This is a genomic window from Actinomyces sp. MRS3W (assembly GCF_032465695.1).
GTDB lineage: Bacteria > Actinomycetota > Actinomycetes > Actinomycetales > Actinomycetaceae > Actinomyces.
In genome coordinates, this window is record NZ_JAWDJJ010000116.1 from 1 (window position 1) to 11,695 (window position 11,695).

At 66.1% G+C, this 11,695-nt stretch carries 11 protein-coding genes; 3 read left to right on the forward strand and 8 right to left on the reverse strand.

The window, feature by feature from the left end; genetic code table 11:
• Positions 1–42: 42 nt before the first annotated feature.
• The 8 genes from RWX45_RS03875 to rpmH all read right to left on the reverse strand — a co-directional run bounded on the left by RWX45_RS03875 (position 43) and on the right by rpmH (position 5,859).
• The gene (locus RWX45_RS03875) at positions 43–1,299 is read right to left on the reverse strand and encodes a ParB/RepB/Spo0J family partition protein (RefSeq protein WP_316022463.1); all 1,257 of its coding nucleotides are present in this window, start codon (positions 1,297–1,299) and stop codon (positions 43–45) included.
• A 2-nt stretch (positions 1,300–1,301) separates the two neighbouring features.
• On the reverse strand, positions 1,302–2,216 hold the full coding sequence (locus RWX45_RS03880; RefSeq protein ID WP_316022464.1) for a ParA family protein: 915 nt from the start codon (positions 2,214–2,216) through the stop codon (positions 1,302–1,304).
• A 90-nt stretch (positions 2,217–2,306) separates the two neighbouring features.
• A complete protein-coding gene (gene rsmG, locus RWX45_RS03885) occupies positions 2,307–2,969 on the reverse strand; it encodes a 16S rRNA (guanine(527)-N(7))-methyltransferase RsmG (RefSeq protein ID WP_316022465.1) in 663 nt (220 codons plus the stop codon).
• A 5-nt stretch (positions 2,970–2,974) separates the two neighbouring features.
• On the reverse strand, positions 2,975–3,607 hold the full coding sequence (locus RWX45_RS03890; protein ID WP_316022466.1) for a protein jag: 633 nt from the start codon (positions 3,605–3,607) through the stop codon (positions 2,975–2,977).
• A gap of 51 nt (positions 3,608–3,658) precedes the next feature.
• Positions 3,659–4,849 carry a membrane protein insertase YidC gene (gene yidC, locus RWX45_RS03895; RefSeq protein ID WP_316022467.1) on the reverse strand — a complete coding sequence of 397 codons (1,191 nt, stop codon included), beginning with the start codon at positions 4,847–4,849 and terminating at the stop codon, positions 3,659–3,661.
• A 118-nt stretch (positions 4,850–4,967) separates the two neighbouring features.
• The gene (gene yidD / locus RWX45_RS03900) at positions 4,968–5,339 is read right to left on the reverse strand and encodes a membrane protein insertion efficiency factor YidD (protein ID WP_316022468.1); all 372 of its coding nucleotides are present in this window, start codon (positions 5,337–5,339) and stop codon (positions 4,968–4,970) included.
• Positions 5,340–5,345: 6 nt separating this feature from the next.
• Positions 5,346–5,720, reverse strand: coding sequence for a ribonuclease P protein component (gene rnpA, locus RWX45_RS03905; protein ID WP_316022469.1), 375 nt, complete (start codon positions 5,718–5,720; stop codon positions 5,346–5,348).
• Position 5,721: 1 nt separating this feature from the next.
• The gene (gene rpmH, locus RWX45_RS03910; RefSeq protein ID WP_073333441.1) at positions 5,722–5,859 is read right to left on the reverse strand and encodes a 50S ribosomal protein L34; all 138 of its coding nucleotides are present in this window, start codon (positions 5,857–5,859) and stop codon (positions 5,722–5,724) included.
• Between the two features lie 593 nt (positions 5,860–6,452).
• On the opposite strand from rpmH, the gene dnaA reads away from it, so the two are divergent.
• The 3 genes from dnaA (at position 6,453) to recF (ending at position 11,607) form a co-directional block, all read left to right on the forward strand.
• Positions 6,453–7,955 (forward strand): chromosomal replication initiator protein DnaA, encoded by a 1,503-nt coding sequence (gene dnaA / locus RWX45_RS03915; RefSeq protein WP_316022470.1) that lies wholly within the window; start codon positions 6,453–6,455, stop codon positions 7,953–7,955.
• 1,245 nt (positions 7,956–9,200) lie between these two features.
• Positions 9,201–10,334 (forward strand): DNA polymerase III subunit beta, encoded by a 1,134-nt coding sequence (dnaN, locus tag RWX45_RS03920; protein ID WP_316022471.1) that lies wholly within the window; start codon positions 9,201–9,203, stop codon positions 10,332–10,334.
• A gap of 52 nt (positions 10,335–10,386) precedes the next feature.
• Entirely contained in the window at positions 10,387–11,607 is a 1,221-nt protein-coding gene (gene recF / locus RWX45_RS03925; protein WP_316022472.1) for a DNA replication/repair protein RecF, read from the forward strand.
• The last annotated feature ends 88 nt before the right edge of the window (positions 11,608–11,695 follow it).

Consider the following 11,695-nt stretch of genomic DNA (forward strand, 5'->3'; position numbering starts at 1 on the left):
GTGAAACATTGCGGCCCTCCTGCGTTAGTTCAGGTACGAGGCTCACCCTTCGTCGAGTGACGTCCCCGGCGCTAAGGCCTCAACAATCCGAGCCAAGTCCTCGTCACCGGCGAACTCAATGGTGATGCGGCCCTTCTTGGCTCCGCGCGTCACCTTCACTCGTGTGTCGAAGGCATCCGACAGGCGGGTGGACAGCGCCGGCAGCGGCGTATTCCGGGTGCGCGGCAGCGTCGCCCGCGGCGCCTCGGTCGGCTCACCGTAGACCGCCACGATCTCCTCGGTTGCCCTCACCGATAGTCCTTCGGCGACCACTCGCTGGGCCACTCGCTCCATGGCCGCCGCATCCGGCAGCCCAAGCAGAGCACGTGCGTGCCCCGCGGAGAGAACCTCGGCCGCCACGCGACGCTGTACCAGCGGCGGCAGCTTCATGAGCCGCAGGGTATTGGAAATCTGGGAACGGGAGCGCGCGATCTTCTGCGATAGCTCCGCCTGGGTGCAGTTGAAGTCGTCAAGCAACTGCTGGTAGGCCGCCGCCTCTTCGAGCGGATTGAGCTGCACGCGGTGCAGGTTCTCCAACAGCGCGTCGCGGAGAAGATCCTCGTCGGCGGCGTAGCGCACCACGGCCGGGATCGTGTCCAGGCCCGCTTCCTTGGCTGCGCGCAGGCGCCGTTCTCCCATAACCAGCTCGTAGCTCGAGCCATCGGCGGCGTCGGAGTCCTCAGCATCGACGCGGCGCACGACGATGGGCTGCAGCAGGCCCACCTCCTTGATGGAGGTGGCCAGCTCGGTGATGTCGTCGTCGTCGAAGACTTGGCGCGGCTGCTGCGGGTTTGGGGCAATGGCGCCCACCGGCAACTCGGCGAAGGTGGCACCCGGTACCGGCACCAGGCCCTCGTCGTCCGCTCCGGTGACCTGAGCCGGCAGCGACCCATCCCGCGTGGGAGGAGCGGATGTTTCACGTGAAACATTGACCTGTTCCGACGCTTCCGTTCGCGACGCGGTGTCGTCAGCCTGCACCGACGCATCCTCGGCTTGAACCGACACTTCCCGTCCAGACCCCGCGCGCACGTGTGCTCGCTGGTGGCCCTTCGTCGAACGGCGAGAACGCTTGGGTGGAGCCAGCAGCGTGGCCGCGATGTCCTCGGAGCGCCCGAGCGGGGCACCCTCTCGCGCCGATGCCTGGCCGCCGCGCCCCTCGGGGAAAAACACATCAGACGGCCGCCCGCCGGGAGTCTCCACCTGGGCATCGGGGATGAGCGCCTGCAAGCCCCGTCCCAATCCGCGCTTCTTCTGAGCCATGGTTATGCCTCCGTGGAATCGTCGTGACGCTCAGCAGCCCGCGTACCGCGAGTCGCAATTTCGCGGGCGAGCTTCTTATAGGCGACGGCGCCGGTCGAGCGTGGATCCCAGAATACGACCGGCGAACCAAAGGACGGCGCTTCCGCCACGCGGACAGAACGGGGGATGCGCGTGGTGAGCGTGGCCGCAGGGAAATACGTGCGGACCTCCGCCTCCACTTCCTTGGCGAGCGTGGTGCGCTTGTCGAACATGGTCAGCGCGATCATGGAGACCGTCAGGTCCGGATTATGGATCTGCGCGATGCGGTCAACCGACCGCGTGAGCAGTGCTAGACCCTCGAGCGCGTAGTACTCCGCTTGCATGGGAATGAGGACCTCACCGGCGGCGACGAAGGCGTTGATCGTCATAATGCCGAGGCTGGGGGGACAGTCGATGAGGATGTAGTCGAGTCGGGGGAGCCCGCCTTCCTCCCGATCGCGCAGGTACTCCTCGAGGGCCAGCCGCATCCGCGACTCGCGTTGGGAGGCATTGATGAGCTCGATTTCCACGGCGGCCACATCGATGGTCGACGGCACACACCACAGGGTTTCGGCGAAGCGGGTCTGCACCGCCACGTCCGCGACGCGCGCGCCCTCGACCAGCACCTCATAGATGGAGGCCTGCTCCTCGTCGTGCTCGACGCCGAGGGCGGTTGACGCGTTCCCTTGAGAATCGGCATCCACAACCAGCACGTGCAACCCGCCCTCGGCGAGTGCAGCCGCGACATTGACGACTGTCGAGGTCTTGCCGACGCCACCCTTCTGATTCGCTACCGCGATCACGCGGGTGTGCTCGGGTCGAGGAAAACCGTCCTCGACCACTTCCTTCAGGGTTGAGCGGTCAGCACGGAGCTGATCGAAGATGGACGATCCTGACAACCTGCTTCTCCCTGCTTGTCCTACAGCGGCATCCCGGCGCCACACGCCTGTTCGACATGTCAGTCTACGTGAGGTGCCGGTGCCAGTCGGTCAGCGGAAGGCGGGTCGCCGCACTTGGACCACCTTGGTCATCTCCTCGCCCGGAGTCACCACCTCATGAATGATGGCGGGCTCCAGCTTGGCCCGTTTGATGACGTACTTGGCATCCTCAACCTCGGTCTCTGCCCGGGCTCCCTTGAGGGCCAGCAGACTTCCTCCCGGCGCCAAAAGATGTGAGGTGAGCCTTACCAACTTTGTGAGGTTGGCCACTGCCCTGGCGGTGACAGCGTCGAACCGCCGCCGCACTTCCTCCGCGCGGGCGCGCTCAACGATCACATTGTCCAGATCCAGTTCCGCCACGACGTCGTCGAGCCACTGTGCGCGGCGCTCCATGGCCTCCACCAGCGTCACGTCGAGGTCCGGCCGCAGCAACGCCACCACGATTCCGGGAAATCCGGCGCCAGAGCCGATGTCCGCCACCTTCCCCGCGGCAGGCAGGAAGGGAACCACGGCGGCGGAGTTGACGATGTGTCGGGTCCACAGGCGCGGTAGCTCCCGCGGACCAACCAGCCCACGCAACTCACCCTCGTCGGCCAGCATCTGCGCGAAGTGTTCCGTCGCAGCGAATGCCGGACCGAACATGGCGCGCATCTCCTCGGTGGGCTGCTCCAGCAGTCCCGTGGCGGGCTCCGGCTGCGTCTCCGACACGCTCATCGCCCTTAGTCCTGTTCGGCCACGGCGGCCGTGGCGTCGGTGTCAGCCGCGAGCGTGTCCGCGGCCTCGTCACCGCCGGTCTCCGGGGCATCTGCTGCCTCGTCGCCAGAGATCTCCTCCTCGGCGTCGTCGGGCAGCATGACCACGACGTGCCGGTGCGGCTCGGCGCCCTCGGATTCGGAGTACAGCCCGGCCGCCGCGACGACGTCGTGGCAGACCTTGCGCTCAAAGGGGTTCATCGGCTCCAGGGCCACCGCATCGCCGGTGGCCTTGACCTTGGTCACCGCCTCCTCGGCAATCTTGGTCAGCTCGGCCCGCCGACCCGCGCGGTAGCCGTTGATGTCGAGCATGAGCCGGGACCGGTTGCCGGTGCGTGCCTGAACGGCGAGTCGGGTCAGTTCTTGAATAGCTTCTAGAACTTCACCTCCCGGCCCCACGAGGTCAGCGAGTTCACGCTCGTCGCCGGCCTCTGAGGCAATGATGGCCACGGAGGCGCGACCGTGGTCGACGTCGATGTCGATGTCGCCGCCGAGGTCGACGATGTCGAGGAACTCTTCGAGGTAGTCGGCGCCAACTTCGCCCTCCTCTTCAAGCTCCTTGACCGTGTTGGACTGCTTCGACTGGTGCTTGTCGCTCATATCATTCGCTTTCGAAAATCGTGGGTGGCTACCTTCCGCCGAGTGTCGGCGTCAGCGGCGCTTGCCCTTCTTGCTGCTCTTCGTGTTCTTGCTGCCCTGACCCTTGCGCTTGGCGGCCGCCTGCTTACGGGCACGGGCACGCCGCTCGTAACGGCGTCGGGCAATCTCCTCCTGGGTGAGCCCGACGACGTTGGTCTCTTCGTTCACTTCCGCAGCGGCATCCTCCGGCGCGGTCTTGTCAATGCCGGCTGCGACCGGCCCAGCCTGGGATCCCTGCGGCTTCTTCTTCTGCCGGTCCTTGCGCACCGGTTGCGCCCGCTGCCCGGACTTGAGCTTGCCCTCGGCCTCGGCCTTGGCGCGCTCCTCTTCCTCCAGTGAGGGCAGACCCTTACGGGCGCGGCGGGCGTTTTCGCGAGCCCGCATCTTCTTCTCGGCCTCGGAACCGGGAGCGGGCATCTTGCGGATGGTGAAGAACTGCTGACCCATGGTCCACAGGTTGGTCGTCACCCAGTACACGAGCACGCCGATCTGGAACTGCACCCCGGTGAAGGCGAAGAAGATCGGCATGATCGTCATCATCATGCGTTGGGAGCGCATGGCCGGGTTGTCGGAGCTCTTGGCCGACTCCGGCATGTTCTTCATGCTCAGCTGCGCCATCGTGTACCACTGGGTGACGCTCATGAGGATGATCATGACGACGGTGACCGCCTTGACGCTCACCGCACTGGAGTTCATGAACGACGCCGATAGCGGCGCCCCGAATACGGTCGATGCCTGCACCTGCTCCGCCAGCGCGGCCGTGAGCGGACCGATTGAGTCATGGCCCGCGTAGCCGCCGGTGGCGACCGCCTGCAAGTTGGCCAGCACCCGGAACAACGCGAAGAACACCGGCATCTGCACGAGGATCGGCAGGCAGGAGGAGAACGGGTTAGTCCCGTGCTTGCGATACAGCGCCATCATTTCCTCCTGCTGGCGCTGCTGGGAGGCCGGGTCCTTCTTGCCCTTGTACTTGTTTTGCAGCGCCTGCAGTTCGGGCTGCATGAGCTGCATGCCGCGGGAGGCGCGGATCTGCTTGACGAACAGCGGCATGATGAGCAACCGCACGAAGATCGTCAGGCCGACGATCGAGATGACCCAGGCGACGCCCGGCCCATCGGGCAGACCGATGAAGACGAGGAACCTATGGATATTGACCATGACCCAGGCGACGGCGACCATGAGGGGCCACAGGATCGTGTCCATTGCACTCCTTGCTGTGGTGGCTGGTGGCTATGACTGCGAGGCTGTCCGCCGACGTCGGCGGGTGATCGCGCCACACCGGATTGACGGGGAAGTGAGGGCGGATGACGGTAGGCGGGTTTTACGGTGACGTCGGGCCGGGCGGGACGCCTGAACGGGGACTCGCCGTGCCACCGCCGGTTGCAGCGACCGCGAATCTGGGGGCATCAGGGGGCAGGTGGTAACGCCATCGGCCCACATCCGGAACATGGTCAACTCCGCCACGCGCAAACGGGTTGCATCGCAGCAATCGCCATGCCGCCAGCAACACGCCCTTGAGGGCGCCGTGTACCCGGATCGCCTCGACTGCATAGGCCGAGCAGGTGGGGTAGTAGCGGCAGCGCCGGGGAAATGCCGGAGAGATCCGTTGCTGGTAGAAACGAATGAGGGCCAGGGCCAGTCGCGCGGCGGCGGTGACTTGACCGTTCTCGGTCCGCTTATCTGCACGGCACATCGCTACTCACCTGGTCTGCCGGGCATGCGCCAATGACCGGCTACGAGCCAGCAACCGGTCAAGATCGGCCGCCAACTCGGTGCTGGAGGCGCCGTCAGCGCCAGCGAGCCCGCGGACAACCACCCGGGCGCCGGGCTCGAGTGAGTCGAGACGGGCGCGCATGAGTGCCCGCAGACGCCGTTTGATCCGATTGCGGTGAGTGGCACGTGCCACCTGCCGCTTGGGTACAACGATGCCCACGAGTGCAGGGCCCGGAGCTGTCGGCTGTGCTGCATCAACGCAGTAGTGCACGACGAGCCTACGGCTGCCGCTGCGCGCACCGGACTTCACTGCGGTCGAGAAATCGTCCGACCGCAGCATCCGGTGCGCCGCCGGAAGCACCTCAGGCCGCGAGACGGGCGCGACCCTTGCGACGGCGCGACGCCAGAACGGCGCGGCCGGCGCGGGTGCGCATGCGCTTACGGAAGCCGTGCACCTTGGCGCGGTGACGGTTGTTGGGCTGGAAGGTCCGCTTGCTCACGGGTGTACTCCTGACAGGACGATCGGAACCGTGCATCGCCAGTCGCGGCACGGTCGCTCGTGTTGGCTGCCCCATGGTCCGGGACGTGACTCCACACGAACGTCTGCACCACCATAGGGGCGAGCTTTCCCTGCGGTCAAACGAATACGCCCGCATCGTAATGAGAACCCGGACACGCCTACAGGCGCCCCCACTATCCTCGCGTTTTTCCCGAGCCTGTGTACAACCGCCGTCGTCACCCTGTGTACAACCGCCCATATTCTGTGAACCACACTCTTGGCACCTCTGGGGGCACCGCCCGGTGTCGCACGGCATACTCCGCCCGTGGCGGCACGGGCTAAGGAGTACCATCATCGTCCCCAACTGTGGATAATCCTGTGGGCAACGGCAGGTACGCCAGCCGCGTGCGCGTCAAGCGGGCACCCCTACCCGGGCAGCGGGTCAAGTCGATGCACCGCCTCAACGATGACGTGACGTCGACATCGGTTACCGTTCCCCTAGCGCATCCATCCAGTCGGAGCTCAGCCGACCGGATCAGTATCGAATCAACACCATCCCCAACCAGTTGACCAACAGTCAGTCAGGAGTGAGCCGTGGCCGACGAAGCGACGACACAGTGGCGCTCGGCCCTCGAAATCCTTGCCACCTCAGCCGAACTCGGCCAAGGCAAGCTATCCATCATCCGCACGACCCATGCCGTCGACGTGGACGGCACGCTCGTGCTCATCGTCGGTTCGGGCTTCGCCAAGAACGTCGTTGACAATTCTCGTGATCTCATCGGCCGGGCACTGCGCCAGGCAGCCGGCTACGACATCCCCTTCGAAGTGATTGTCGATACCTCGCTGGAGTCATCCGCACCAATGCCGGAGCGCCGCGTCGATGCCCCGCCGACGCGCCTATCCGCACGCCCCGCCGTCGAGCCCATTGTCGAAACCCCCGCCCCGGCGGTGAGATCGTCAGCCCAGGCCCCGGCCACATCTCAACCGTCGGCCGAAGCGCCGAGCTACGTCACCGGTCAGCCTTCACCCACAGCCGCCGTTCCGGACACCGATTCCGACCTCAACCCCAAGTACACCTTCGACACCTACGTCACCGGTTCCTCCAACCGGCTGCCGCACGCCTCCGCCATCGCAGTCGCCGAAGCCCCGGCCAAGGCCTACAACCCACTGTTCATCTACGGCGGGTCGGGCCTGGGTAAAACCCACCTGCTGCACGCCATCGGCCACTATGCCCGTCGCCTGTACCCCTCGATCCGCGTCAAGTACGTCTCCAGCGAGGAGTTCGTCTCCGACTTCATCGCCTCCGTGGCCGACGGCCGTATGGACGCCTTCAAGCGTCGCTACCGCGAGGTCGACATTCTCCTGGTTGACGACATCCAGTTCCTCCAGGGCAAGGAGCAGACCCTCGAGGAGTTCTTCCATACCTTCAACGCCCTGCACACCGCAAACAAGCAGGTGGTGCTCACCTCCGATCAGCCGCCCAAAGCACTCGGGGGCTTCGAGGAGCGCCTGCGCTCACGCTTTGAGTGGGGTTTGCTGGCGGACGTGCAGCCGCCGGACTTCGAGACCCGCACCGCCATCCTGTCCCGCAAGGCCAGCGCCGAAGGACTAGACCTGCCCCCCGACGTGCTGGAGTACATCGCCAGCCGGGTCACCACCAACATTCGTGAGCTCGAGGGCGCTCTCATCCGGGTCACCGCTTTCGCCTCACTGACCAAGCAGCCGGTGGACCGCACCCTGGCGGAGCTTGTGCTCAAGGACATCATCACCGATCCCGCCAGCGAAGAGATCACCTCCGCACTCATCATGGCGCAGACCGCCGACTACTTCGGCATCACCATTGATGATCTGTGTTCCGCCAATCGGGCGCGCACCATCGTGCACGCCCGGCATATCGGCATGTACCTGTGCCGTGAGCTCACCGACATGTCCTTGCCCCAGATCGGACGCGAATTCGGCGGGCGTGACCACACCACCGTCATGAGTGCCGACAAGAAGATTCGCACCCAGATGGCCGAGCGCCGTGAGACCTACAACCACGTCGCCGAGCTCACCGCCCGCATCAAGCAGGCCGCGCAGACCACATCCGCGTCCTAGATCGTTGATTCCAGGGGGTGTGGGGGTTGTCCCGTTCTGGTGGCGGTCTGGGCCGGCGTAAGGCGCCGGAGGGCTGGCCGCGATGTGGCGCGACGAGCCTACGGTGGGCGCGCAAGAACCGGGACCAGGAGCCTCACTGTCACACATGATGACAAACACCGCGAGTTGCCTTTAACTCACGCAGCCGAATGGCGTCATTTCAACGATCTATGGACCGCCCCCAGCCGCCGCAGGCTCGTTTGTCACCATTTGCGACAATGCCGACCACAACAACCACCCCCAGGGGGCGACACCCCGCAGGATGCGCCACTTGGGAGAGGAAGCCTTCCTAGAGATCCGCCCCCGCACACCCCAGGGGACCCTGCCAACCACAAGCCTCAACCCAACGAATCAAAACTGCCCCACACACCCCAACACCCCCGCCCACCTCGCCTGCTACCTCTGCTACGCCACTTCACCGACTGCTACGCCGGTTAGGGGTGTGTTGAAGGCTTCCGAGGCCTTCAACACACCCCTAACCGGCGTAGCAGACCCCGAACAGGTGTAGTAGACACAGCCGCGAACCCAGCACCAACCACCAAAACACACCTACGGGACCACATCCCCACCATCACGCGACCAAGCCCCGCCCGACACCCCAAGACTTAGCCCACCCTCAACAACTTCGACCGGTTTCGGCATGTCATTAGTGCCGGTCTCGGCACGTCATAAGTGCCGGTTTCGGTGACGGGGGCGGGGCGGCCACCACGAGTCGGCCGTCACCGGCCTAACACTCGCCCCGGTCCGAGCACATCGGGCTGTGGACAGCGCTGAGGAATCCACGTGGAAATATCGGCGGCGGTTGTGGAGCCGACCGCCCGGTGCTGGGGGCGAGCGCACGCACGAATAACAACTATCCACCGCGGCGGTCCGTCGTCCACGGAACCACAAATTTGTCATTCCACAGCGCTACTTCCCGCGTCGCCGCCGCAAATCGTCGTTTTCCCCAGTCTCCACACCACCTACCACCCCTACACAACTTGTCATTCACCTTCATCACCGATCGCCCGTACCAGGAAACTCCGGCGCCGCACCACATTCACGATCCATGTCATCCGGTACTGCCCGTCGTCGGTCGGACACCGTCACGTTGCGGCAATCACCACCGGGTGCGGCCCGGCGAGTCGTGCGTCTACACTCAGCCGCAGACCGCAACCGCACAACACATATCCGCCGGGCCGATCCCGGCTGCCGAGGAGGCACCACATGAAGCTCAGGGTCGACCGCGACGTCCTTGCCGACGCCGTCACTTGGACCGCACGCTCCGTGCCGGCACGCCCCCCGGTGCCCGTTCTCGCCGGAGTCCGCTTGGAGGCTACCTCCACCTCACTGGTGCTGGCCTCCTTCGACTACGAAGTCTCGGCGCACTGCGAGATTCCGGCAGACGTCGAGGAGGAGGGCGTCGTGCTCGTCTCCGGCCGGCTGCTGGCGGACATCGCCAAAGCACTGCCGTCCAAGCCGGTTGATCTTGAGGTTGAAGGCACCAAGGTGACAGTCACCTGCGGCGCCTCCAGGTTCTCTCTGGCCGCCATGGCGGCCGATGACTATCCGGCGCTGCCGCACATGCCGGGCGTGGCCGGAACAGTCGATGCTCACGATCTGGCCGAGGCCGTCTCTCAGGTGTCGGTGGCGGCCTCCCGCGATGAGACCCTGCCGCTGCTCACCAGCGTGCAGATGGAGGTCAACGGCACTTCACTCACCCTTATGGCCACCGACCGTTATCGGCTGGCGGTGCGGGAGATGACCTGGCAGCCGCAGGACTCCGAGTTGTCCACCCAGGCGCTGCTCAAGGCCCGCACCCTGTCCGATGTTGCCAAGTCGCTCACCTCCAGTGGGGACGTGACGGTGGCGCTGACGGAGGCCGACTCCGCGGCCTCCAGCCTCATTGGTTTCGAAGCCGGCGGTCGGCGCACCACGAGCCTGCTCACCGACGGCGACTACCCGCCGGTGCTGCGCCTGTTCCCCGAGACCACCACGATTCACGCCACGGTCGGCCGCGAGGAACTCATGGCCGCCGTTCGCCGCGTCAGCCTGGTTGCCGACCGTGCGGCACCCATCCACATGTCCTTCACCGAGGGCAACCTCACCCTCGACGCCGGCCAGGGCGACGATGCGCAGGCCTCCGAGAAGCTCGTCGCCCACCTGGACGGGGAGGACATCGCCACCGCCTTCAACCCCGGCTACCTGCTCGACGGGCTGGGCGCCATCACCCAGCCCTACGTGCGCTTCGACTTCACGCACCCGTCCAAGCCCGCGGTTCTTACCGGCATGAGTGCCATTGGTGGTGAGGAGGACACCTCCTTCCGCTACCTCATCATGCCGATCCGCTTCGGCGCCTGAGGGTCGCTGCGGCTGTCGTGGCCGCGGGTTCGCACTCGGCGGCTAGCTGGATATGTACGTCTCCGATCTCGCACTGGACGACTTCCGCTCCTTCCATGAGCTCGTCCTTGCCCTTGAGCCCGGGCCGACGGCGTTCATCGGGCCCAACGGCCAGGGCAAGACGAATCTGGTGGAGTCGATCGCCTACCTGTCGACCCTGTCCAGTCACCGTGTAGGCGCGGATACGGCACTGGTGCGACGCGCCCCCGCAGGGCAGACCCAGCCCGCCGGTGCGGTCATCCGCACCAAGGTGGTGCATGGGCAGCGTCCCAGCGTGCTGGAGCTCGAACTCATCGCCGGACGGGCGAATCGAGCACGCCTCAACCGCAACACCGCCCGCCCGCGTGACCTGCTCGGAATCCTGCGCACCGTGGTCTTCGCCCCGGAGGACCTGGCGCTGGTGCGCGACGAGCCGGGCGTGCGCCGACGCTTCCTCGATGATCTGGCGGTCACGCTCAAGCCCTCATTGGCGGGCCTGCGCGCCGAACACGACAAGATCCTCGCGCAGCGGGCCAGCCTGTTGAAGTCGGCCCGGGCCGCCCGCGCCTCCACCTCGTCGATGCTGTCCACCCTGGAGGTGTGGGATGCCCAGCTCGCCGCCGCAGCCGCGCGGCTCATCGCCGCCCGCGTCGACGTCGTCCAGCGGCTGCGGCCATGGGTCGCCGACTGCTACAGCCGGGTGAGCGAGGGCGGCTCGGCCGCCCGCATCGCCTACCGGTCCAGCCTGGCCGCCCACGAGGGCGCCCCCGACGCCGACCCGGCCGACGAGCCCGCCTTCCTCGCCGTCGAGGAGGCACTACAGGATGTCGCGGCCACCGCCATGCGCCTGGAACGGGCCATGGGTGAGTTGCATGCGCGGGAGATCGACCGGGGTGCCAATCTGGTGGGCGCGCACCGAGATGACCTGAGCCTCTTCCTCGATGCGCTGCCCGCCAAGGGGTTCGCCTCCCACGGTGAACAATGGTCGCTGGCCCTCGCACTGCGACTGGCCTCCTACGACATGCTTCGCCACGACGTGGACGCCTACGGGGGCGACGGTGAACCGGTGCTCATCCTCGACGACGTCTTCGCCTCGTTGGATGACCGGCGCCGCCAGGCCCTGGCGGGAATAGCCGCCGATGCCCAGCAGGTGCTGCTGACCGCCGCCGTCGCAAGCGATGTGCCCGCGGACCTATCCGGTGCCCGCTTCCGAGTATCGGCCACGGAGTCCGGATCGCAGGTGCATCGTGAGTGATCCCCACCCCGAGGCAGCAGATGGCGACGCGCTGGCCGCGCGGGCACTCGCGCGCGAGCGCGGGCAAGCTTGGGAGGCCGGTCAAACC